Here is a 21795-nt window from a genome sequence, read left to right on the forward strand (position 1 = left end):
CGCTATCTCCTACCTCCCAACCGCTATCTCCTAGCCCTTCGCCGCCTGATAGCGATGCTCCTGGGTCGCGCCGCCGTAGCCATAGGCCGCCGCGCGGGCATCGACGACATGGATGTAGGAAACCTCGTGCACCTCGCCGATCAGCGCCGCGAGTTGTGCGTATGCCTGCTCGATGAAGCGCGCCTTCTCGTCCTTGGTGTTGGTTTCGTCGGTGATGCTGATGTCGAGGAAAAAGGTGTTCTTGCCGAGCTCTTCGAGGCTCTGGCCGCCGATGAACCATTGCGCGCGCTCGATGAAGCGCACTTCGATCGCGATCAGCTCGCGGCGCTTGCCGAGGATGTCGACGGTGAGGTCGGCGACCGCGGCGGTCGCGCGGCGCGCGAGTTCGTTGTCGGCGGGGCCGGAAATATGCAGGTTCAGGTGCGGCATGACGGCGGTCTCGTGGCGGGCCGGCATGACTCGGCCCCGGGGATGCAGGTACACGATAGGCTTGCGGCCGCCATCGGAATAGCGGGAAGATCAGCGCTCATCCATCGGCTATCCCGATAACGGCACTTCCATGCGCAGTCTCGACCTGGACCAGCTCCGCGCCTTCGTCGCCGTCGCCGAGGCCGGCAGCATTTCCGCCGGCGCCGGCCGGGTGTTCCGCTCGCAATCGGCGGTCAGCGAGCAGTTGCAGAAGCTCGAAGCCGCGGCCGGCGCGGCCTTGCTGTCGCGTTCGCGCCAGGGCGTGGGGCTGACCCCGGCCGGGCAGCGACTGATCGGCCATGCGCGGCAGTTGCTGGCCCTGGGCGAGCTGGCGCTGCACGAGGTGCGCAACGAAGTGCTGCGCACCGATGCGCGGCTGGCGATCAGCGATTACTTCCGCAACGACGAAATCGCCGGATTGCTCGCGCACCTGGGCCGGCGCTGCCCGCAACTGCGCTTGCAGGTGAGCATCGGCCAGAGCGCGGCGCTGGCGCGCGGCCATGCCGAGGGCGAATACGACCTGGCCGTGATCCTGCACGCCGGCGGCGCGCGCACCCGCCCGCCGGGACTGGCGTTGCGGCGCGAACCGCTGCATTGGGTCGCCGCGCCCGGACTGGATCTGCGCGAGGAAGCGGAACTGCCGCTGGTGCTGCTGCCGCCGGATTGCGGCCTGCACGGCTTGGCGGTGCAACGTCTGCAACGGCACCGCAGCGCCCATCGCATCGCCCACTTGGCCAGCGGCGTGGCCGGGCTGCAGGCGGCGCTGCGCGCGGGCCTGGGCGTGGGCTGCCTCAACGCCTCGGCGATCGGGCCAGGGCTGGCGATCGCGCGATCGCCGCGTCTGCCGCCCTTGCCCGATTGCGGCTTCGGCCTGCTGACGCCGCCGGCCGAAGCGCCCGCGGCCTTGCATGAGGCCGCGTCGATCGTGCGCACGTTCTTCGCCTGACACGTTCTTCGCCAGCGGCCGCGCGGCGGAGAACGAAATATCTCGAAAACCGGCATCCGCCACGCGCCGATGCGGCGCGCGCGTCCGCCCACCGCGCCGGCGCCCGCCGCACCCTAGGCGTGCGGCGGACCGGCGGCTGCGCGCGGACGGATTCGGACGAATCCGCCGCGGGTCAGAGCAACATCAGTTCGGAACGTTCCTTGGTGCTGTTGTCGACGAAGAACATCTTCTTGCCCTTGTCGGCGCGATCCTCGACCACCTGATACAAGCGCAGCGCCTGACGGATCGCCGCGGTCTTGCTGACGCCCTTGCGGGTGCACAGCTCTTCGAGGAACTGCATTTCGCTGCCGGCCAGATTGAGGGTCATGCGGCGCCGGGTCTCTTTCATGGAATCACCTTAGTAGTCGCTCAATGGGGATCGCTTGCGTGCGTCCTCGCGCGTCCGGGTGGCGGCGGGCGGAGGAGCGGACTCGTTGAAACCGCGGCGGCGGCCGCGAACCGGTCGGGAGTCGTCGCGCACGAGGCGCCACGGCGGGAGCGGCGATGAGCCGGGATCGCGAACTGCGCTCCCAGCACATCCGAAGTGTTTCGGCGCCACGCTCCCGATGCCTTCAATGCACCTGGCCGTACACATCGCGTGGATTGCTTGATCACTTCGTCTGCTCCCTGCGGCGGGGACGAGCGCCTGGTAGCGACCGCTCGGCACCTCCGACTTCCGACACCTGTCCCAATCGGAGAAACCCCAAAGGCGAGGACATCCGCGGATTTAGCTTGCACGGATTTTTCCGGGGTAGAAAAGCCCGGTCCGAGCCGACGGAGCGAGCAAAATCCCGGCTTTTATCCTCATACGCAGCAGCAATTTCTGGATTTCGGCCACTTAATCGCCACGGATGTCGTTAAAAACCCCTCCATCGCATCCAGGTCGCCGCATCAAATTTCAGACTCGTCTGAGCCGTTTTTCGCCATCGGCAAGCCCAATCGCATGCCGAACAGGCACATGAAATCCTTACGCACGGACGGTTCGGCGCGTACGGCCGCGCCTGGGAGCGCTGCCGCTGAAGGAAACGGCCCAGCGCCCGGATCGATGCGAGTGCCGCGCGGTCGTCGGCGGGCTGGGATCGGGCGCGGTTCGGATGGCCGCTCGCGGACGCGCGGTCGCCGTCCCCGGGGCCGCTACGGCCGCGCGAAGGACACGCCGCGGGCACGGCGACGCCGGACTCAGGCTGGGATGGCCGCGTGCGGCGGCGGGCGCGAGTCGCCGCGCTCGGACTTACAGCGCGCTGCGCGGCGGCAACGCCCAATCGATCGGTGCCTGCCCCTGCCGCGCGAGGTATTCGTTGGCGGCGGAGAAATGCCCGCAGCCGATGAAGCCGCGATGCGCCGACAACGGCGAGGGATGCGGCGCCTTGAGCACGCGATGGCGGCGCGGGTCGATGACCTTGCCCTTGGCCTGCGCGTAGCTGCCCCACAACAGGAACACCAAGCCTTCGCGCTCGCGGTTGAGCACGTCGACGGCGTGGTCGGTGAAGCCTTCCCAGCCCTTGCCCTGATGCGCGCCGGCGCGGCCTTCCTCGACGGTCAGCACCGCGTTGAGCAACAGCACGCCCTGATCCGCCCACGGCAACAGGCAGCCGTGATCGGGCCGGGCGATGCCGAGGTCGCGGTGGATTTCCTTGAAGATGTTGTCCAGCGACGGCGGCACCGCCACACCGGGCTGCACCGAGAAGCACAGACCGTGGGCCTGGCCTTGGCCGTGGTACGGATCCTGGCCGAGGATCACCACTTTGGTCTTGTCGAACGGCGTCGCGTCGAACGCGGAAAAGATCTGCGGGCCGGGCGGAAAAATCCGCGCGCCGGCGGCCTTGCGCTCGCGCAGGAAGCGCGACAGCGCCTGCATGTCCTCGCGCGCGAACCAATCGCCGATGCGCGATTTCCAGGACGGATCGAGCTTGATGTCGCGGTCGCCGTCGCTCATGCGCTCACCGTCGCGGTTTCGCCGATGCGCGACAGGCGCAGCTGGAACAAGGTCTTGGTCACCAGCAAGCGCTCTTCGATCGGCTTGAGCACCAGATCGTTGGCACCGGCGCGCAGCAGTTCGCTTTGGTTGTCGCGGTTGGCGTCGCCGGTCATCACGAGCACCGGCAGACGCCGCTTGCCGTAAGCGAAGTCGTTGCGCAGCCGCGCGAGCAAATCTTTGCCGCCGAGCTCGCCCTTCAGATACACGTCGGTCAGCACCAGATCGGCGCCGGCGTCGCCGCCGTCGCGGCCGCTGGCGCGGTGCGCTTCCAAGTGTTCGAGCGCTTCTTCCACGCCGATGAAATGCAGCACCTGCAGCGCGTGGCGTTCGAGCATGCGCTTGGTCGCCACCGCCACCACGCGGCTGTCCTCGACGTAGAGCACGCGCGCACCGGGGATCGGCTGCGGCTGCACGTAGCCGCGGATGAATTCGGCCAAGGCGGTCTGGCCGAGCGATTTGTCGAAATAGTCGGTGACGTCTTCGGTGAAGCGGCGCGCTTCCAGATGCGCCTGGGCGTCGCCGGAGACCACGATCACCGGCACGTAGGCTTGGCCGGCGGCTTCGCGCACCGCGCGCGCCAGGGCGATGCCGTCGCCGTCGGGCAACACCAGCGACGTGGTGACCAGATCGACTTCGCCGTGATCGAGCGCGAGCTTGGCCTCGATGATGTTGCCGCACTGGACGACGCGCGCGTTCGGCAGCTCGCGCGCGAGCACGTCGGCGATGAGCTTGCGGACCAGCTTGGAGCCGTCCACCACCATCACCCGCGGCGCGGCGTTGTCGAAATGTCGCAGGTTCTGGCTTTGCATACGGGGCCTTGGCGTCGGCGAACGCGCCGGCGGCGGCCGGGGCGGCTGCGGCGGTGGGCGACGCGGGTCGTGCGGGGGAGCTCCGATTCTAGGCGCAAGCGGGGTCGGATTCCGAGTCTTGCGCGGCACGAATGCGGATTGGCGGCGATTCCGATGCCGCGGCGCCTGCCTGTGTAGGAGCGGCGTAAGCCGCGACCGGCGAAACCGCGCTTGCGGCGCGACCGGCGCCCCGCGGGTCGCGGCTTACGCCGCTCCTACGGGGAGATTCCGGGCTCGGTTCAGGCTTGCCCGCCGCGGGTCTGGCGCAGGTAGTGCCCGGTCACCACCCCGGCGCCGAGCCAACCCAACGCGGCGGCGCCGGCCAGGATGCCCAGCGCCTGCAGCGGGTCGAAGCCCTGCAGGGCGAAGCGGCTGCCGTAGCTTTGCGCCAGCGCGCCCAGCGGTTCGCGCAGGCTGTGGTCGGCCGCGGTCAGCAGCGCCAGCGCGACCGCGCCGGCGGCCAGCCCGTAGCAGGCGCCCAGGTACAGGAACGGCCGGCGGATGAAGCCGTCGGTGGCGCCGAGCTGCTGCAGCACGGCGATTTCCTCGCGCCGCGACTGGATGTCCAGGCGCACGGTGTTGCCGACCACGAGCAGCGCGCCGAGGCCGAGCATCGCCGCCAGCACCCAGGCCAGCCGAGTGCCGAAGCGCAGCCAGCCGTCCAGGCGCTGGCGCCAGCCGGCGTCGTGCTGGACCACGTCGGCCTCGCCGAGTTGCTCCAGCGATTGCGCCAAGGCCAGTTCGTCGCCCTTGGGCGTCACCACCAGCAGGCTCGGCAGCGGATTGGTTTCCACCGCGGTCAGCGCTTCGGCCAGGCCGCTCTTTTCGCGCAGTTCGGCCAAGCCTTGCTCGGGCGTGCGCAGGTCCACGCCGCCGACCTCGGGCCGCGCGCGCAGTTCGTCGGCCAGCGCGCGGGCGCGTTCGAGCTTGATGTCGGGCTTGAGGAACACGCTGATCTGGCGCGAGCGCTGCACGTCGCCGGCGAAGCGCTCGATGTTGCTCAGCGCCGCCCACAGGCCCAGCGGCAGCGCCAACGCCACCGCCATCACGCCGATGGTCAGCAGCGCCGCCCACGGCTTGCGCAGCAGGCGGCCGACGCTGGCGACCAGACTGTAGAGATGATGGTCCAGCCACATGCCCAGGCGCGATTGCGAGGACGCGCCGACGGCGGGCTCCGCGCGTTCGGCGCGCAATTCGGTCGGGCGGCTCGCGCCGGCGCGGCTGTCGTCGTCGCGAATGTCCTGCGCGCTCATTCGGCCAGATCCTCCGGAGCGATGTCGTCGACCAGACGGCCGTGGTTGAGCACCAGCACGCGCTTCTTCATGCGTTTGACCAGGGCCAGATCGTGGCTGGCGACCAGCACGCTGGTGCCGCGCTCGGGCAAGGATTGGAACAGGGCCATGATTTCGGCCGACAAGGTCGGATCGAGATTGCCGGTGGGCTCGTCGGCGACCAGCAAACGCGGCTCGCCGATGATCGCGCGGGCGATGCCGACGCGCTGCTGTTCGCCGGCCGACAGTTCGCCCGGCAACGCGCTGGCGCGTGCGCCCAGGCCGACTTTCTCCAGCGCGGCGCGCACGCGCCGGCCGATGTCGTTGCGGCGCAGGCCGCGCAGCAGCAGCGGCAAGGCGACGTTGTCGGCGACGCTGCGGTCGGCGAGCAGGCGGTGGTCCTGGAACACAACGCCTACCTCGCGCCGGTGCAGGGCGATGCGGCGGCCGCTGACCTTGTGCAGGTTCTTTTCGCCGAACACCACCGCGCCGCGGCTGGGCCGCTCGCTGAGATGGATGAGTTTGAGCAGGGTGCTCTTGCCGGCGCCGGAATGGCCGGTGACGAAGAGCATCTCGCCTTGAGCCACCTCGAAGCTGACTTCGCTGAGTGCCTCGTGGCCGCTGCTGTAGCGTTTGCTGACGTTGTCGAAGCGCAGGACGGTCATGGCGGAAGTATCGCAGAGCGAATCGCCGGAAATCATCACGTTTCGGCTCGCGGGTTTGGCCTATGTTCGCGCTGCGGCCCGCGCCGCCCTCCACAGACCGGTCCGTCCGCCGCGCGCGGACACTCCAAGGCCGGCGTCATGCGCGGCCGCCGGCGCCCCGCGCCGCGTGGGTTTTCGTCCGACATCCGCAGCGAAACCTCCCGGCCCGCACGGGCGGGATGTCCTTTCACGCATCCATGGAGTCGGACCTCATGCACACGTTCAAGCTTTCGCTCGCCTGCGCGCTGCTCGCCGCCGCCGCGTCGGCCGCTCCGGCCGCGCGCGCCGAATCGCACGATCCGCCGATCAACATCGCCACCCTGGCCTGCCCGGCTGGGTCCACCGGCTACGGCAACGCGCGTTTCCAGGTGTTTCCCTCGTTCGGCAGCGCGCCGCCGAACTGGCGCCTGACGATCTGGTGCAGCGCCGGCGGCACCGGCCGCCGCGGCCATTTCGAGCCCGGCACCACCGGTGTGTTCACCACCTGGCCGTACGCCGGCGGCGCGTTCGGCATCGGCTGGCCGGCGTCGGCGAGTTACGGCAACCAATATCAGTCGCTGGACATCGACAGCGACGGCGATCTGGACGTGTTCCAGCTGGTGGAGACTTCGGCCAATACGTGGTCGGTGTTTTTGAGCCGGACGCAGTGAGCGACTGAGCGCTCGCGGCACGCCTTCGGGCCCGGTGCGCCCCGGCGCGAATCCACTCGCGCCGCGGCGCCCGGAGCGAGTCGGAACGCGGGTATTCCGCCGCGCCGGGAGACGAAGCGTCGGACCTCAAGGCGTTCTCACGGCCCGCCTAAACGCGAAGCCCCTCGCACGAAAGCCCGCGAACCGGCGGCGCCTTCGTGCGAGGGGCTTCGATGCGTTTCGTCCCGGTCGCCCGGAACCCGCGGCGAAGCGGCCTGCGCCGCTTCGCCCGGCCGATCTCAGTGCTGAGTGCGCGGCGGGCGCGCCACCAGCGACTTCAGCTTGCGGCCGATGCGGCTCAGCAGCGAAGGCTGGCCCTGCGGCTGCGCCGGCTGCGCGGCGGCGACGGCCGGCTTGGCCGGCACCGCCTTGGGCGCCGCCGGGGTCGCCGGCTGCGCGGCCTGGGCCGGATTGGCCGCGCCCTCGGCGCCGTCGATGCGGCGACCGCCGCGACGGCGACGGCGCTTGCGCGGCGCGCGCTCGCCCTCGGCCGCCGGGCTCGCGCCCGGGTGCGCGGCGTCGTGCGGTGCGGCGCCAGCCTGCGCAGCCGCGGCGCCCTCGGCGCGCGGCTTGCGCGGCGGACGCGGCGCGCCGGCTTCGGCGCTCGCGCCGGCGGCGGAACCGTCCTCGCTGCGCGGCTTGCGCGGCGCGCCGTCGCGACGGCCGTCGCCGCGGCCACCTTCGCGACCGCCGCTGCGGCCGCCGGGGCCGCCACGGCCGCGACCGCTGCCGCCACCGCCGCGACGCTGCTCGTCGGCCGCGCGCTGCTCGCGCGCTTCCTTGAAGATCGCGCCGATGCTCTCGCTTTCTTCCTCGCCTTCCTCGACCGGCGGCAACTCGCGCTGCGGACGCGGCAGCGCCACCAGCAGTTCGGCGTCGACCGGCGCGGTCGGCAGCTTCTGCTCGATGTAGGCCTCGATGTCCGGCAGGCTCATCGCGTAGCGCTCGCAGGCGAAGCTGATCGCGTCGCCCTCGGCGCCCAGGCGCGCGGTGCGGCCGATGCGGTGGACGTAGTCCTCCGCGTCGAACGGCAGGTCGTAGTTGTAGACGTGGCTGACGCCGTCGATGTGCAGGCCGCGCGCGGCCACGTCGGTGGCGACCAGGATTTCCAACTGGCCCTTCTGGAACTTGTTGAGCAGCGACTCGCGCTTCTTCTGCGGCACGTCGCCGGACAGCACGCCGACCCGGTAGCCGCCGCGCTCCAGCGCCCGCGCCACGCGTTCGACGAAGGCCTTGGTGTTGACGAACACCATCGTGCGCGCGCCCTCGCTGCGCGACAGCAGGCCCAGCAGCAGCGGGATCTTCTCGTCGTCGGCCGGGAAGTAGACCTTCTGCCGGACCTTGGCCGCGGTGATGAACTCGGTCTCAACCACGACCTTCTCGGGCTCGTTCATGTGCTCGTAGGCGAGCTCCAGCACGCGGTGGCTGAGCGTGGCCGAGAACAGCAAGGTCTGGCGCTCGGTGCGGATCGGCATGCGCCGCAGCAGGAAGCGGATGTCCTTGATGAAGCCCAGGTCGAACATGCGGTCGGCTTCGTCGAGCACGCACACTTCGCAGGCGTGCAGCGAGACCACCTTGTGCTGCTTGACGTAGTCGATCAGCCGGCCCGGGGTGGCGATGATGACGTCGGCGCCCTTCTGCAGCAGCTCGCGCTGCTTGTCGTAATCCACGCCGCCGTAGACCAGGGCGAACTTCAGGCCCAGCTCGGAGCCGAACTTGACCGCGTCCTTATGGATCTGGATCGCCAGCTCGCGGGTCGGCGCCAGGATCAGGGCGCGCGGGTCTTCGGGCTTGCGCTCGGCCAGGGCCGGGCGGGTCAGCAATCGGTTGATGACCGCGACCAGGAAGGCCAGGGTTTTGCCGGTGCCGGTCTGGGCCTGGCCGGCGACGTCGCGGCCGGTCAGGGCGATCGGCAGGGTCAGCGCCTGAATCGGGGTGCAGCGGGAGAACCCGGCCGCTTCCAGACCCGCGAGCAAGCTCGGATGCAGGTCGAAGGAGGAGAACGTGATATCGGTTAAAGGCTTGTCGCTCATGCGTTTCCGGAATCCGCGCCGGTTCGGCGCCGTAGGGTGTCGCTTGCGTGGGTGGCGTCGGCGAAGCAGACTGCCGGGGCCGAGCCGGCCCCCGTTTTATGTGCGGGACAACCGGTTCGAAGGGGCCGTGGCGCGACGCGATACGCTGTGTCCCAGCCCTGTCAAAGGCCTTGAAGGCGCCACGAAACGCCCCAGTTTAGCGTAAGCCCCCGCCCGGCATGGCCCGCCCGGGCATTCCGTTCTAAATTAGCCTCAACCGTACGGTTGAGGCGCCCCGCAGGAGACCCCCGTGAGCGAAAAAGTTCTGCATGCTGGCGCTACCGATTTCGACGCCACCGTGCTGCAGTCGTCCGAACCCGTCCTGGTCGATTTCTGGGCGCCGTGGTGCGGCCCCTGCAAGGCCATCGGCCCGATCGTCGAGCAGCTGGCCGAGCAGTACGAAGGCCGCGCCAAGGTGGTCAAGGTCGACGTGCAGGAACATCCCGCGATCGGCGTGCGTTTCAACATCCGCAGCATTCCGATGCTGATGATGTTCAAAGACGGCCAGATCCACTCCACCCAGCTGGGCGCGCCGCCGAACATCAAGACCATCCTGACCCAGATGATCGACAAGGCCATCTGAGCCCGACGATCGCGGCGGCCCGATCCGGCGCCGCGATCGGATCCGCGACACCGCGTTCGCGCCCGCCACGGGCGCGGACGTTCCTGGCCCGAAACCGGTCGAACGCCGGCCCGGCCAGGTGAACGGCAAGCCGGGGGAATCTTGCCGCAGCCCCGCAGCAGTGCTAGTTTCGCAGTACCCGGCGTCGGACTCCGCGTCCCCGCGCCGCACCCCGTCTAGCTACTCACTCTTCCATCAACCCACGTCCCTGACGTCCCGCTCGCCCGATGCGAGCGCTCGCCGCTTAGCGAGGAACCTCCGCTTGTCCGATAAGACCCCCGACGCTGGCGACACCGCCGAGAAGCGCGTGCGCAAGCCGCGCGCCAGCAAAGCCGCCGAGGCCGCTCCGGCCGTGGTCGCCGATGCCAGCCCCCTGATTCCCGCGCCGATGCCCGCGAGCGACCCCGCTCCGGCAGCCGCGCCCGCGCCGCGCCCGGCCAAGGCCGCCGCGTCCGCCCCGGCCGCCGCCGGCGAGTCCGCTCCGGCCGCCTCCGGCGCCGCCGAGACCGCCGCGCCGCAGAACAACGGCAACCACAACGGCCACGCCAACGAAGGCGGCGGCTCGTCCAACAACCCGCAGCAGCAAGGCCAGCAGAACCAGGGCGGCCAGCAGCGCGACGGCGGTTACGACAACCGCGGCGGCAACAACAACCGCCGCGACCGCTTCCGCAACCGCCGCGAGCGCGACCGCAACAACCGCCAGCAACAGCGCGGCGGCAACGGCGGCGAAGACTTCGGCGACAACGGCAACGGCGAGAACTTCGTCCCGCGCCCGCACCCGCAGGTGCCCGAGGGCTTCCCGCAGTACTCGCTGGGCGACCTCAAGCGCATGCCCGCGCCGAAGCTGCTGGAAATCGCCGAACAGCTGCAGATCACCGACGGCGTGGCCCGCGCGCGCAAGCAGGACGTGATCTTCGCGCTGCTCAAGGTGCTGACCCGCCACGGCGAAGGCGTCGCCGCCGACGGCGTGCTGGAAATCCTGCCCGACGGGTTCGGCTTCCTGCGCGCGGCCGAGGCCAGCTACCTCGCCGGCCCGGACGACACCTACATCTCGCCGAGCCAGATCCGCCGCTTCAACCTGCGCACCGGCGACCACCTCTCCGGCCGCATCCGCTTCCCCAAGGACGGCGAGCGCTACTTCGCCCTGTCGGTCGTCGACAGCATCAACGGCGAGCCGCTGGAAGCGTCGAAGAACAAGGTCCTGTTCGAGAACCTGACCCCGCTGTTCCCGCGCAAGCGCTTCCGCCTGGAACGCGGCGACGGGTCCACCGAGGACATCACCGGCCGCATCCTCGATCTGATGGCCCCACAGGGCAAGGGTCAGCGCGCGCTGATCGTCTCGCCGCCGAAGGCCGGTAAGACGATGATGATGCAGCAGGTCGCCACCGCCATCACCACCAACCACCCGGACGTGCACCTGATCGTGCTGCTGGTGGACGAGCGTCCGGAAGAAGTGACCGAAATGCAGCGCACCGTGCGCGGCGAAGTGGTCTCCTCCACGTTCGACGAACCCGCCGCGCGCCACGTGCAGGTCGCCGAAATGGTGATCGAGCGCGCCAAGCGCCTGGTCGAACACAAGAAGGACGTGGTGATCCTGCTCGACTCGATCACCCGCCTGGCCCGCGCCTACAACAACGTGGTGCCGTCCTCGGGCAAGGTGCTCACCGGCGGCGTCGACGCCAACGCTCTGCACCGTCCCAAGCGCTTCTTCGGCGCCGCGCGCAACGTCGAAGAAGGCGGCTCGCTGACGATCATCGCCACCGCGCTGATCGACACCGGCAGCAAGATGGACGAGGTGATCTACGAAGAGTTCAAGGGCACCGGCAACTCCGAAGTGCACCTGGACCGCCGCATCGCCGAGAAGCGCGTCTACCCGGCCATCAACATCAACCGCTCCGGCACCCGCCGCGAGGACCTGCTGATCGAGCCGGAACTGCTGCAGAAGATCTGGATCCTGCGCAAGCTGCTGCACGGCATGGACGAGATCGGCGCGATGGAGTTCCTGCTGGACAAGATGAAGACGACCAAGTCGAACGACGAGTTCTTCAGTTCGATGAAGCGCTGAGTCGGATCGGTTCGGTCGGACGAAGAAGCCCCCGCGATGCGGGGGCTTTTTCGTTTTCGGGATCGCTCTCGCCGGAACGCGGCGCGGCTTCGTTTGCGGCTGTAGGAGCGACGCGAGTCGCGACCGCGGGGTTTCAATCTTGCGTCGCAAGCGAGGTGTCGCGGTCGCGGCTCGCGCCGCTCCTACAGGGAGCGCCCGGATAGCGCTGCGAACCGGCGTCGGCGAAGGACGCTTACGGCTCGACCGTCACCACATGCTCGATGCCCTGCCGAAACATCTTCGCGTACGGACAAACGCGCTCGGTGTTGCGCACCAGTTCCGCCGCCAGCGCGCGATCCAGGCCGGGGAGGCGCACGCGGATCTCGGCCGAGAGCAGGAACAAGCCGTCGATCGGATCGCGCGCGAACGTCACCGCGGCGTCCACGCGAACCTCGCTCAACGCCATGCCCGCGCGCTGCGCCAACAACACCAACGCGCCATGGAAGCAGGCGGCGTAACCGGCGGCCAACAATTGCTCGGGATTGCTGCCGCCGCCGGGCCCGCCGAGTTCGGACGGCAAGCGCAGTTCCACCGCGAGCGCGCCGTCGTCGGAACGCACCACGCCGGACGCGCGGCCGTGCCCCGCTTCGCCGCCGCGCACACTGACGCGGCCGGTGTAGAGCGCGACGGCGTCCTCGCCGCGGTATTTGTCCAACAGATGGGTCGGTGGAGGCTGCAGCGGAGACATGACCGCGATCCGGCTGATGAAGAAGGCGCCGCCGCCTCCGCGCGCGGCGGAAGCGACGGCGCGCGGCTCAGACCCGCGTCGCGTAGCGCGCGTACTCGGACTGTTCCAGCCAGCGTTCGAAGTTCATCGCGCCCAGCCACGCCTCGCCGTCCGGCACCAAGGTGCCGCGCTGCAAACGCGCGCCGAAGTAACGCGCGTCGGCGTCGGCGACCGCTTCGCGTGGGTCCTGCACGATGCTCATGAAGCGCTGCGCCAGGCTCGCCATCGGCTCGCGCTCGGGGCCGGCGATCTCGACGATGCCGTTGGCGGGCGCGGCCTGGGCGTAGCGCGCGACCGCCTCGGCCACGTCTTCGGCGGCGATGGGTTGGATCAAGGCTTGCGGCAGGCGCACGGTCCCGCCGTCGGCGCCGGCTTGCACGATGCCGGGCAGGAACTCGAAGAACTGGGTCGAGTGGACGATGGTGTACGCCTGCCCGGAGTCGCGGATCAGTCGCTCCTGCGCGATCTTGGCGCGGAAATAGCCGCTCTCGCTTAGCTTCTGCGTGCCGACCACCGACAGCGCCAGATGATGCTTCACTCCGGCGCGCGCTTCGGCATCGAGGAGGGTGCGCCCGGCGGCGCGGAAGAAGTTCAGCACCGCCTCGTCCTCGAACGACGGCGAGTTGGACAAGTCGATCACGACGTCGGCGCCGGCCATCGCCGCATCGAGTCCGGCGCCGGTGAGGATGTCGACGCCGGTCGACGGCGCGGCGGGCACGGCCTCGTGCCCGTTCGCGCGCAGCTGCGCCACCACCTTGCTGCCGATCAGGCCGGTACCGCCGATGACGAGGAATTTCATATCGCACCTCCGCGCGTTCGTGGATGAAGAATCGCCGACGATGCTAGGAAGCGGCGGGCGGCGCCGCTAGCCACGCGCGCGGCCGCGCGGTGTTGCCTTGCGCGCACCAATCGGCGCGCGGCTCACGGCGCGGGCGGCGCGGCGCAGGCGCAGCCCGGGTCGAGCGCGCAGTCCAGATCGAGCGCGCGCACCCGCGCGGTGACGAAATCGATGAACGCGCGCACGCGCTTGGGCAGCTGATGGCGGCTGAGGTAGCACAAGTAATGGCCGCCGTCGTCGGGCGCGTAGCCGCCGAGGCAGCGCACCAGCGTGCCGGCGCGCAGCGCGTCGCAGGCCAGATACGCCGGCAGTTGCGCCAAACCTTGCCCGTCCAGCGCCGCCTGCAGCAGCAGTTCGTCGTCGTTGAACACCAGCTCGGCCGGCGGCGTCGGCGAATGCGCGCGGCCGTCGACCTTGAACTCCCATGCGCGCAGGCGGCCGTTGGGCAAACGGCGGTTCAAGCAAGCACGCGCGTCGAGTTCGGCGACCGTCGCCGGCAGGCCGTGGCGTCGCGCGTACTGCGACGATGCGCACACCAGCCATTGCATCGGAATCAGTTGCTTGGCGATCACCTGACTGTCGTCGAGGCGGCCGTCGCGGAAGGCCAGATCGAGCCGATCCACGGCCAGATCGGGCGCGCGTTCGTCCAAACTCAGTTCGATGGCGATGCCGGGATGGCGCAGGCGGAACTCGCGCAGCAGCGGCGCCAGCACCTTGCGGCCGAAACCGGGCGCCGCGCCGATGCGCAATTGCCCGCGCGGCGGGCCGTCGCGCAGATCGCGCATGTCCTCCAGCGCTTGCAGGATACGCTCGACCCCGGGCCGGCAGTTGTCGAAGAACAACTCGCCCTCCGGCGTCAGCGAAGTCGACCGCGTGGTGCGCGAGAACAAACGCGCGCCGACCTGCCCTTCGAGCTTCTGCACGCTGCGGCTCACCGCCGAGCGGCCGATGCCGAGGCGGTCGGCGGCGCGGGCGAAGCTGCCCTCGGTGGCGACGGCGATGAAGGCGACCACGCCCGCGTAGCTGGCCGAGAACCCCGACGACAGCGCGTCCGCCGACGGCAGCGGCTCGTGGCGCTCGGCTTGCGCGAGAGCGCTCATGGCGCCGCGCCCTCGCGCGCATACAGCGCGGCCACGCGCGCCAGCGTCTGCGCGCGCGCCCGCGCGACGTGCTCGCGGCAGGCCGGCGCGGGTTCGCCGATCAGCGCGGCGATGTCGTCGTACCCCGCCTCGAACACCGCGTACAGCAGAAACGCGGCGCGCGCGGCGGGCGGCAGCGCATCCAGCGCGACGAGGAATTCGCACCACACGCGCTCGGCGTTGGCGGGCGGAATCGGGCGGCTTGGGGCGGGGCGGGACGCGTTCATATCTCTAGGTCGAAGCAGGACCCGCGCTTGTGACATGCCCGCTTCGCCGGATTGGTGCGTCGCGCTCAACACCGCGCGTCCGCGCGGCGGCCTACCGGCGCGGCGCGCGGCTGCCTAGATTGGCCGCCGAACCGCCCCCCTCGTCCCCACCGGAGCCCGCGTCATGACTCAGCGTCTGGATTACCTGAAGCAAGCCCCCGAACTGTTCAAGAAGTTCGTCGATTTCAGCCTGTCGGCGAAGCAGACGACGATCGAGCCGTCGATCGTGGACCTGATCAACATCCGCGCCTCGCAGCTCAACGGCTGCGCGTTCTGCCTGGACATGCACGTCAAGGAAGCGACCATCCACGGCGAACGTCCGCTGCGCTTGCACCATCTGGCCTCGTGGCGCGAGTCGACCCTGTTCGCTCCGCGCGAGCGCGCCGCGCTGGCCTGGACCGAAGCGCTGACCCAACTGCCGCCGCAAGGCGTGCCGGACGAGATCTACGACCGCGTGCGCACGCAGTTGTCGGAACAGGAAATCGTCGATCTCACCTACGCGGTGATGACGATCAACGCCTGGAACCGCATCAACGTCGCCTTCCGCGCCGTGCCGGGCAGCCACGACAAGGCCTTCGGCCTGGACAAAGCGCAACTGGCTTGAACGCGCGCGCCGGACGCCGCGCGCGTCCGGCGTTTCCCCGCTACGCCCTCGCAGGAGCCGCTTCCATGTCCGTCCGCTCGTCCATCGCCGTACTCGCGCTCGCCGCGCTGAGCCCGCTCGCCGCCCTCGCCCACGGCGCCGCGCCCGCGCGCGGCCACGACGCCCCTGCCCCGGTCGTGAAAGAAATCATGACCCGGGCCTTGCCCGACTATCCCGGCAAGGAAGCGCTGATGCTCTCGGTCGAATACCCGCCCGGCGGCGCCGATCCGGTCCATCGCCACGATGCGCACGCCTTCGTCTACGTGATCGAAGGCGCGATCGTGATGGGTGTGGCCGGCGGCAAGGAGGTCACGCTCAAGGCCGGCGAGAGTTTCTACGAAGGCCCGAACGACATCCACACCGTCGGCCGCAACGCCAGCCGCGACAAGCCGGCCAAGTTCGTGGTGGTGCTGCTCAAGGACGCGGACAAGCCGGCGTTGCTGCCGGTGCCTTGAGCGCGGCGCGCCGGCCGCTCGCGGTCCACGGACGCGCGCCACGGTCGGCGCGCGTCCGCTTGCGTCACAATCGGGCTTCCCGATCCGACTTCGTTGTTATGGACGGAGCTCTCGACACCTTTACCCGCCTGCGCCCGCGTTTGCTCGGCGTGGCCTACCGCATGCTCGGCTCGCTGGCCGAGGCCGAGGACGTGGTCCAGGACGTGTGGCTGGGCTGGAACGAGGCCGACCGCGCCCAAGTCGACGACGCCGAGGCCTGGCTGGTGGTCGCCGCCACGCGCCGTTCGATCGACCGCCTGCGCCGCGCGCGCGCCGACCGCGCCCGCTACGTCGGCCTGTGGCTGCCCGAACCGGTGCTCACCGAGGACGCGCCGGCCACGCCGGAAGATTTGCAGGAAGCCGCCAGCGATCTGTCGATCGCCTTCCTCACCGTGCTCGAACGGCTGGCACCGGACGCGCGCGCGGCGTTCCTGCTGCGCGAGGTGTTCGACGCCGATTACGCCGACATCGCCCGCACCTTGGACAAGAGCGAAGCCGCGTGCCGGCAGATCGTGCACCGGGCCAAGAGCCAACTGCACGAACAGCGGCCGCGCTACCGCGTTCCGGCGCAAGCGCACCAGCGGGTGATGCAGCGCTTCGTGGACGCCTGGAACCAGGGCGACCTGCGCGCGATGACCGCGCTGATGGCCGATTCGGCGACGCTGATCGGCGACGGCGGCGGCATCGTCGCCACCTTCCCCGAACCGATGGTCGGCGGCGCGCGCATCGCCCAGTTGTTGTTCGCCTCGACCTTGCGGCCGCAGCGCGGCCTGCGCATCGAGCTGGCAAGGATCAACGGCCGCTGGGGCGTGCTGCGCTATTTCAACGGCGAGTTGGAATCGGCGCAGGCCTACGACAGCGACGGCGAGCGGATCGTGCGGGTGTATGTGCAGCGCAATCCGAACAAGCTGCGGCGGATCGCGCTGGGGGCGGCGGGGTTGCATTGATGCGGGTGCGCGGCGAATCGCCGTGTTGTTTCCGGGCTGTCGTCTTTTCCGCGCTGTCGCCCAAGACGCAGCTGTCCAAGCCGTTGAGTCCCACGTCGCTGTGTCCTACGGCATCGCACGCCGCTACAAACGACGACGGGCCCGCCGGCCCGATGCTCTTCGATCGGACCCGGCCGCAAAGCGCGCGGCCGGAGCGAAAAGCATCGGGCCGGCGGGCCCGCTCGATAGCGTTGCAAGGCGCGACCGAATCCGCCGCGATACCGCCCGACGTAAAACAGCCCGAACTCGAACCGGAGTGCGCGCACGCAACCAACTTCTCCGCCTCGACCCGCAGCGACACCCCGCTCGAAGCAACGACGAAATCCGCGCGACGCCGGAGCCCGACGAGCCCCGGCGTCGCCGGCCGCGCTTAAAACCCGCGGCCGCCCGGCGCTTGCGTCTGCTGCGGATCCTGCCCACCGCCGGCGTTGGCGGCGTGATGCGCGGCGAGCTTGCTGCTGGTTTCGATGCTCTGGTGCGAGCCCTTGCTCACGTCGAGCGCGACCATGCGCCGGTCCGGCGAGTTCGGATCGCCCTGCACCGCGAACACGCGCGTGCCGTCCTTGCTCGGGATCAGGTGATCGACCTGGCTCAGCCCGGCTTCGCGCGCGGCCGGCACCAGCGCCGCGGCGAGGTTCTTCTGCTGCTGCTCGCCGAGCTTGTTCGGCAGATCCACGCCCTTGAGCTTGCCGAGCAATTCCAGGTACTGGCCGTTGAGCGCGTTGGCGCCGCTGGTGAGGATGCCGGCCACGCGCAGGCCTTCCTCGACCGCGCCGCCGACCTTGTTGGTGTTGCGGTTGGCGGCTTCCTGCTGCGAGGCCATCAGCAGATAGGTGCCGCGTTCGCGCTCGCCGTCGCGGTCCTTGATGTAGCGCTTGACGTCGTTGAGCTCCAGGTCGAGGAACTCCTTGGTCGAGCCCTTGGTCGCCTGCGCCAGTTGCATCGCTTGCTGCTGGGTCAGCTTGTCCAGGCCCTGGCCGCTGGCCAGCGCGTCGACCAGCGACTCGGGCTGCACCTTCTGCTTGAGGAAGGCGAGGAAGCGGTCGCGGGTTTCGCTGTTGCCGCCGAAGCCGTCGACGATGCGGGTGGCGGTGGACAGCGCGTTGCCGGCGTCGGTGGGCATGCCGGCGACTTGCCGCATCACTCCGCTGATGGCCTGCTTGGGTTCCAAGCCCTCGGCGAACGGGAAGCGCTCGCGGAACTCGTCCCACTGCGGCTTGAGGATAGCTTCGCGCACGTGCTTGATGAGTTGGTACGCGCCCGCGGCGAAGGCGACCACGGCCACGCCGATGGGCGCCACGCCGATCAAACCGGCGACCAGGCCGGAATTGCCCGCGCCCATCAGCAAGGCGGTGCTGCCGAGGTTGCCGGCGAGCTTGAAGCCGCCGCTGAGCAGGTCGAACGCGGAATTGACCCGGTCGTCGGCGGTCAGCGCCTTGCCGGTGACCGGGTCGCGGCCGTTGAACACGCGGCCGGCGTTGTGGCTGAGTTCGCGCGCGCCGCTGGTGATGCCCTTGACCGCGGTGTAGCGCTCCAACAGCTTGGCCGCTTCGCGCTCGTGGCCGCTGCGGGTGGCGAATTCGAGCACCGCGCTCAGCGCGACCGCGTCGAGCGGCTTGCCGGCTTGCTGGGCGGCGGAACCGGCCTTGATCGCCGCGTCCAACGCGTCCAGGGTCTCGAGGATGTCGGGCTTGCCGGCGGTGGCGGCGAGGCCCTTGAGTTTGGCGAGCGGAATCTCCTCGCTGCCGGGCGCGTGCGGGTCGTGCTGATCGGCCCAGTTCTTGGCGTAGGCGGTCAGCGCCGCCTGCGCGGCGGCCGGCACCTGCAGCGAATAGCCTTGGAACGGCGGCGCCGCCCGGCCTTCGCGGCTTTCGCCGGGTTGCAGCTTCCAGGCCGGCGCGGTGTCGGCGAAGGCGCCGCCGGGCGCGGACGCGGCGGCGACGGTGGCGTCGAGGGTGTCCTCGTCCACCACCAGGCCGTTGCGCTGCAAGGCGTCGGCGACGAAGGCGCGCATTACCAGTTCGCGCGACCACTGCCCGTCGGCGGGCAGCAGCGCGGTGTACGCGGTGGGTTGGGTCAGCGCTGCCCCTTGGCCGGCGTACCAGCGGGGGAGCAGCGCGGGATCCCCGGCCGGGGCGACGCCGGCGGGAGTGGGTGAATCGACTGCGGCATTCATAGGCACTGGCTCCATGTCGGTGCTATTTGCTTCACGAGTCGCCGAGCCCGACTAGGGATGTGGAGCTCCGGGATGGCGGGCGAACCCGCATGATGCCTCCGAAGCTGAACGACAGCAATTCGTCGGCGTACGGGAAGGCGCAGAAAGCGTCTGTGCTTGGCCGGAAGCATGCCTGTTCAGCGTTACCGCCCGTCGGTTGCGGCACCGGCGGGCGGATGCCGCGCCCGCCCGCCGGCGCCGCGGCCGGCCTCAGCGCGCGGGCGCCGGCGCGGCCGCGGCCGGCGCCGAATCGGCGTGCAGCAGCGGCGGACGATCGAACGCCGGATCGCATGCGCTCAACGACAACGCGAGCAGACACAGGGCGAATGCCTTCATGAACTACCTCCTTGTAAGCCGGGATGGACGTGCGTTCCTGCACGGCGCCGACGCTGCCGTCGAACCATGCGAGCGGCGGCCGCCCGCTATTTTCCGGCACATGCATCGCACACATCGCGACGCATAAAGGCGTCTTTTCGATGCCGTGATCGCGAGGCGCGAATCGCTTCGGCGCCGAGACGCGGACGTTGCGCGCGCCGCTTTCCGACCGCACGCGCTCTTGCCGCGACGCAGCGAATGGCGGCGCGCGCGACCGCGCGGGCGCATTGAAATCCGCCCGCGCGGCAACCATTGCAAACATCCGGCGTCATCCTGGGCCACGACGGTGCGTTGCGATCGTGGTGTCCGGCGGCGCGCCGCATCCACGGCGCGGCGCGCCATAATCCCCCGATCGGACAGAAGAGAGGTGCCCATGCACGGTGGCGGTCTTGATCTTGCGTTGTTGTTCCTGCTGGCCGCGGTCATCGCGGTGCCGGTGTTCCGCAAGTTCGGGCTGGGCGCGGTGCTGGGCTATCTGGCCGCGGGCGTGGTGCTGGGGCCGTACGGGATCAAGGTGATCGCCGACGCCGAGCCGGTGCTGGGCGCGTCGGAAATCGGCGTGGTGATGATGCTGTTCGTGATCGGCCTGGAGCTGTCGCCCTCGCGCTTGCGGGTGATGCGCAAGCCGGTGTTCGGCGCCGGCGGCTTGCAGGTGATCCTCAGCGGCATCGCCCTGGGCGCGCTGGCGATGTTCGGCGGCGGGCTGGGCTGGAAGGCGGCGACCGTGGTCGGCCTGGGCCTGGCGCTGTCCTCGACCGCGGTGTGCCTGCAGCTGCTGTCCGAGCGCAAAGGCCTGACCGCCGATTACGGCAAGCTGGCGTTCGCGATCCTGCTGTTCCAAGACCTCGCCGCGATCCCGCTGCTGGCGGCGATTCCGCTGCTGGGCAAGGCCGCCGGGGTGGAAGGCCTGAACTGGATTTCGGTGGCCAAAGCGGTCGGCGCGATCGCCGCGGTGGTGTTCGGCGGGCGGGTGCTGCTGCGGCAGGTGTTCCGGATCGTCGCGCGCACGCAGATGCCCGAGGTGTTCACCGGCGCGGCGCTGCTGACGGTGCTGGGCTCGGCCTGGATCCTGCAGACCGCCGGCCTGTCGGCCGGCCTGGGCGCGTTCCTGGCCGGCGTGCTGCTGGCCGATTCGGAGTTCCGCCACGAGCTGGAATCGCAGATCGAGCCGTTCAAGGGCCTGCTGCTGGGCCTGTTCTTCATGGCCGTGGGCATGAGCATCGACCTGCAGCGGGTCATGAACGAACCGCTGACCATCGGCGCGATCGTGCTGACCCTGCTGTCGGTGAAGTTCGTGCTGCTGTTCGCGGTCGGCATCAGCGCCGGCGGTTTGGACAAGCGCGGCGCGTTCCAGCTGTCGACGGTGATGGCGCTCGGCGGCGAGTTCGCCTTCGTCGTGTTCAACGAAGCGTTCAAGGCCAAGCTGCTCGACGATCCGACCCGCGACCGCCTGATCGCCGCGGTCGGCGTGTCGATGGCGCTGACGCCGCTGCTGATGATCGCCGCGCAGCGCTTGCTCGACTCCAAGCCGGCGCCCAAGCCCAAGCGGCCCTACGACGAGATCACCGACGACCACCACCCGCAGGTGCTGCTGGCCGGCATGGGCCGCTTCGGCCAGATCGTCGCGCGCCTGCTGGTCGCGCACCGCACGCCGTTCATCGCGATCGAGAACAGCGCCGAGCAGGTCGATTTCATGCGCCGCTTCGGCAACATGGTCTATTACGGCGACCCGGCGCGGCCGGAACTGCTGCGCTCGGCCGGCGCGGCGCAGGTCAAGGTGTTCGTGATCGCCATCGACGACCGCGACGCCTGCATCCGCACCGTGCGCACGATCCGGCGCTTGTATCCCAAGGCGAAAGTGTTCGCCCGCGCGCGCGACCGTCGCCATTCCTGGGATTTGATGGACCTGGGCGCCGAACCGATGCGCGAGACCTTCCACTCCAGCCTCAAGCTCGGCGAGGAGGTGCTGGTGGAACTCGGCGCCGACCCGGCGACCGCGCGCGACCACGTCGAGCGCTTCCGCGAACTCGACGAACGCATGCTCAACGCGCAGTACCTCGTGCACGACGACGAAGACGCGCTGCTGCAGAGCGCGCGCGACGCGCGCAAGGAACTGGAAGAGCTGTTCGAGGCCGACCGCGGCGAAGGCATGCTGGCGGGGATGGTGGACAAGCAGTCCACGACGGTGGCGGGCGACAACACCACGCGACATTGAGGTGGGTTGGCGGGTAACGCGCTTGCGTTCGCAAGCGCAGTCGCAGCTTCGATTCCCGCTGTAGGAGCGGCGTGAGCCGCGACCGCGGGGCTTCAAGCTCGCGTCGTAAGCGCGGTGTCGCGGTCGCGGCTTGCGCCGCTCCTACAGGGAGCGGCC

The 21795-nt window shown here is 69.9% G+C and carries 21 protein-coding genes; 8 read left to right on the forward strand and 13 right to left on the reverse strand.

From position 1 onward, the window contains the following. Positions 1–30 precede the first annotated feature (30 nt). Entirely contained in the window at positions 31–429 is a 399-nt protein-coding gene (locus tag J5226_RS02250) for a hypothetical protein (protein WP_215838243.1), read from the reverse strand. A 130-nt stretch (positions 430–559) separates the two neighbouring features. Here J5226_RS02250 and J5226_RS02255 point away from each other — a divergent pair, with 130 nt between their 5' ends. Beyond that, on the forward strand, positions 560–1414 hold the full coding sequence (locus J5226_RS02255) for a LysR substrate-binding domain-containing protein (protein ID WP_215838244.1): 855 nt from the start codon (positions 560–562) through the stop codon (positions 1412–1414). 172 nt (positions 1415–1586) lie between these two features. On the opposite strand, the gene J5226_RS02260 is transcribed toward J5226_RS02255, so the two are convergent. The 5 genes from J5226_RS02260 to ftsE all read right to left on the reverse strand — a co-directional run bounded on the left by J5226_RS02260 (position 1587) and on the right by ftsE (position 6215). Continuing rightward, on the reverse strand, positions 1587–1802 hold the full coding sequence (locus tag J5226_RS02260) for a ribbon-helix-helix protein, CopG family (protein ID WP_215838245.1): 216 nt from the start codon (positions 1800–1802) through the stop codon (positions 1587–1589). A gap of 882 nt (positions 1803–2684) precedes the next feature. Next, entirely contained in the window at positions 2685–3389 is a 705-nt protein-coding gene (ung, locus tag J5226_RS02265; RefSeq protein ID WP_215838246.1) for a uracil-DNA glycosylase, read from the reverse strand. Next, positions 3386–4240 carry a response regulator gene (locus J5226_RS02270; protein ID WP_215838247.1) on the reverse strand — a complete coding sequence of 285 codons (855 nt, stop codon included), beginning with the start codon at positions 4238–4240 and terminating at the stop codon, positions 3386–3388. The genes ung and J5226_RS02270 overlap by 4 nt, the downstream gene beginning before the upstream one ends. Before the next feature lie 278 nt (positions 4241–4518). Further along, the gene (gene ftsX, locus J5226_RS02275; protein WP_255323079.1) at positions 4519–5415 is read right to left on the reverse strand and encodes a permease-like cell division protein FtsX; all 897 of its coding nucleotides are present in this window, start codon (positions 5413–5415) and stop codon (positions 4519–4521) included. A gap of 113 nt (positions 5416–5528) precedes the next feature. Then, positions 5529–6215 (reverse strand): cell division ATP-binding protein FtsE, encoded by a 687-nt coding sequence (gene ftsE, locus J5226_RS02280; RefSeq protein ID WP_215838249.1) that lies wholly within the window; start codon positions 6213–6215, stop codon positions 5529–5531. A 251-nt stretch (positions 6216–6466) separates the two neighbouring features. Here ftsE and J5226_RS02285 point away from each other — a divergent pair, with 251 nt between their 5' ends. Beyond that, a complete protein-coding gene (locus J5226_RS02285) occupies positions 6467–6904 on the forward strand; it encodes a hypothetical protein (RefSeq protein ID WP_215838250.1) in 438 nt (145 codons plus the stop codon). A 278-nt stretch (positions 6905–7182) separates the two neighbouring features. Here J5226_RS02285 and rhlB read toward each other — a convergent pair whose 3' ends face one another. After that, positions 7183–8976 (reverse strand): ATP-dependent RNA helicase RhlB, encoded by a 1794-nt coding sequence (gene rhlB / locus J5226_RS02290; RefSeq protein WP_215838251.1) that lies wholly within the window; start codon positions 8974–8976, stop codon positions 7183–7185. A gap of 289 nt (positions 8977–9265) precedes the next feature. On the opposite strand from rhlB, the gene trxA reads away from it, so the two are divergent. Next, positions 9266–9598 (forward strand): thioredoxin, encoded by a 333-nt coding sequence (trxA, locus tag J5226_RS02295; protein ID WP_215838252.1) that lies wholly within the window; start codon positions 9266–9268, stop codon positions 9596–9598. Positions 9599–9899: 301 nt separating this feature from the next. After that, positions 9900–11702: a transcription termination factor Rho gene (gene rho, locus J5226_RS02300; RefSeq protein WP_215838253.1), complete on the forward strand. Its 1803-nt coding sequence runs from the start codon at positions 9900–9902 to the stop codon at positions 11700–11702. Between the two features lie 232 nt (positions 11703–11934). On the opposite strand, the gene J5226_RS02305 is transcribed toward rho, so the two are convergent. From J5226_RS02305 to J5226_RS02320, 4 genes are all read right to left on the reverse strand, one after another. Continuing rightward, positions 11935–12429, reverse strand: a complete 495-nt coding sequence (locus tag J5226_RS02305) for an Ohr family peroxiredoxin (RefSeq protein ID WP_215838254.1) — start codon at positions 12427–12429, stop codon at positions 11935–11937. 67 nt (positions 12430–12496) lie between these two features. Continuing rightward, complete coding sequence (locus J5226_RS02310) at positions 12497–13267, reverse strand: SDR family oxidoreductase (protein ID WP_215838255.1); 771 nt, start codon at positions 13265–13267, stop codon at positions 12497–12499. A 122-nt stretch (positions 13268–13389) separates the two neighbouring features. Next, a complete protein-coding gene (locus J5226_RS02315) occupies positions 13390–14406 on the reverse strand; it encodes a LysR family transcriptional regulator (protein WP_215838256.1) in 1017 nt (338 codons plus the stop codon). Then, positions 14403–14672 carry a sigma factor-like helix-turn-helix DNA-binding protein gene (locus tag J5226_RS02320; protein WP_215838257.1) on the reverse strand — a complete coding sequence of 90 codons (270 nt, stop codon included), beginning with the start codon at positions 14670–14672 and terminating at the stop codon, positions 14403–14405. Before J5226_RS02320 ends, J5226_RS02315 begins: the two co-directional genes overlap by 4 nt. Before the next feature lie 163 nt (positions 14673–14835). Here J5226_RS02320 and J5226_RS02325 point away from each other — a divergent pair, with 163 nt between their 5' ends. From J5226_RS02325 to J5226_RS02335, 3 genes are all read left to right on the forward strand, one after another. Continuing rightward, complete coding sequence (locus J5226_RS02325; RefSeq protein ID WP_215838258.1) at positions 14836–15315, forward strand: carboxymuconolactone decarboxylase family protein; 480 nt, start codon at positions 14836–14838, stop codon at positions 15313–15315. 65 nt (positions 15316–15380) lie between these two features. Further along, a complete protein-coding gene (locus J5226_RS02330; RefSeq protein WP_215838259.1) occupies positions 15381–15809 on the forward strand; it encodes a cupin domain-containing protein in 429 nt (142 codons plus the stop codon). A gap of 98 nt (positions 15810–15907) precedes the next feature. Continuing rightward, entirely contained in the window at positions 15908–16795 is an 888-nt protein-coding gene (locus J5226_RS02335; RefSeq protein ID WP_215838260.1) for an RNA polymerase sigma-70 factor, read from the forward strand. Positions 16796–17204: 409 nt separating this feature from the next. Here the strand turns inward: J5226_RS02335 and J5226_RS02340 are convergent, their stop codons facing one another. Both J5226_RS02340 and J5226_RS25290 read right to left on the reverse strand, forming a co-directional pair. Then, on the reverse strand, positions 17205–19010 hold the full coding sequence (locus tag J5226_RS02340; protein ID WP_215838261.1) for an XVIPCD domain-containing protein: 1806 nt from the start codon (positions 19008–19010) through the stop codon (positions 17205–17207). Positions 19011–19259: 249 nt separating this feature from the next. After that, on the reverse strand, positions 19260–19385 hold the full coding sequence (locus J5226_RS25290; protein ID WP_255322969.1) for a hypothetical protein: 126 nt from the start codon (positions 19383–19385) through the stop codon (positions 19260–19262). 412 nt (positions 19386–19797) lie between these two features. Between J5226_RS25290 and J5226_RS02345 the strand changes: the two genes are divergently transcribed. Continuing rightward, complete coding sequence (locus J5226_RS02345) at positions 19798–21639, forward strand: monovalent cation:proton antiporter-2 (CPA2) family protein (RefSeq protein ID WP_215838262.1); 1842 nt, start codon at positions 19798–19800, stop codon at positions 21637–21639. Positions 21640–21795 lie beyond the last annotated feature (156 nt).

Origin of the sequence: Lysobacter sp. K5869, from assembly GCF_018847975.1 — a bacterium.
Taxonomy (GTDB): Bacteria; Pseudomonadota; Gammaproteobacteria; order Xanthomonadales; family Xanthomonadaceae; genus Lysobacter.

Coding starts and splice junctions, on each gene's coding strand:
- J5226_RS02250 (WP_215838243.1), bottom strand. CDS start 429: ATGCCGCACCTGAACCTGCATATTTCCGGCCCCGCCGACAACGAACTC.
- J5226_RS02255 (WP_215838244.1), top strand. CDS start 560: ATGCGCAGTCTCGACCTGGACCAGCTCCGCGCCTTCGTCGCCGTCGCC.
- J5226_RS02260 (WP_215838245.1), bottom strand. CDS start 1,802: ATGAAAGAGACCCGGCGCCGCATGACCCTCAATCTGGCCGGCAGCGAA.
- ung (WP_215838246.1), bottom strand. CDS start 3,389: ATGAGCGACGGCGACCGCGACATCAAGCTCGATCCGTCCTGGAAATCG.
- J5226_RS02270 (WP_215838247.1), bottom strand. CDS start 4,240: ATGCAAAGCCAGAACCTGCGACATTTCGACAACGCCGCGCCGCGGGTG.
- ftsX (WP_255323079.1), bottom strand. CDS start 5,415: ATGTGGCTGGACCATCATCTCTACAGTCTGGTCGCCAGCGTCGGCCGC.
- ftsE (WP_215838249.1), bottom strand. CDS start 6,215: ATGACCGTCCTGCGCTTCGACAACGTCAGCAAACGCTACAGCAGCGGC.
- J5226_RS02285 (WP_215838250.1), top strand. CDS start 6,467: ATGCACACGTTCAAGCTTTCGCTCGCCTGCGCGCTGCTCGCCGCCGCC.
- rhlB (WP_215838251.1), bottom strand. CDS start 8,976: ATGAGCGACAAGCCTTTAACCGATATCACGTTCTCCTCCTTCGACCTG.
- J5226_RS02305 (WP_215838254.1), bottom strand. CDS start 12,429: ATGTCTCCGCTGCAGCCTCCACCGACCCATCTGTTGGACAAATACCGC.
- J5226_RS02310 (WP_215838255.1), bottom strand. CDS start 13,267: ATGAAATTCCTCGTCATCGGCGGTACCGGCCTGATCGGCAGCAAGGTG.
- J5226_RS02315 (WP_215838256.1), bottom strand. CDS start 14,406: ATGAGCGCTCTCGCGCAAGCCGAGCGCCACGAGCCGCTGCCGTCGGCG.
- J5226_RS02320 (WP_215838257.1), bottom strand. CDS start 14,672: ATGAACGCGTCCCGCCCCGCCCCAAGCCGCCCGATTCCGCCCGCCAAC.
- J5226_RS02325 (WP_215838258.1), top strand. CDS start 14,836: ATGACTCAGCGTCTGGATTACCTGAAGCAAGCCCCCGAACTGTTCAAG.
- J5226_RS02330 (WP_215838259.1), top strand. CDS start 15,381: ATGTCCGTCCGCTCGTCCATCGCCGTACTCGCGCTCGCCGCGCTGAGC.
- J5226_RS02335 (WP_215838260.1), top strand. CDS start 15,908: ATGGACGGAGCTCTCGACACCTTTACCCGCCTGCGCCCGCGTTTGCTC.
- J5226_RS02340 (WP_215838261.1), bottom strand. CDS start 19,010: ATGAATGCCGCAGTCGATTCACCCACTCCCGCCGGCGTCGCCCCGGCC.
- J5226_RS25290 (WP_255322969.1), bottom strand. CDS start 19,385: ATGAAGGCATTCGCCCTGTGTCTGCTCGCGTTGTCGTTGAGCGCATGC.
- J5226_RS02345 (WP_215838262.1), top strand. CDS start 19,798: ATGCACGGTGGCGGTCTTGATCTTGCGTTGTTGTTCCTGCTGGCCGCG.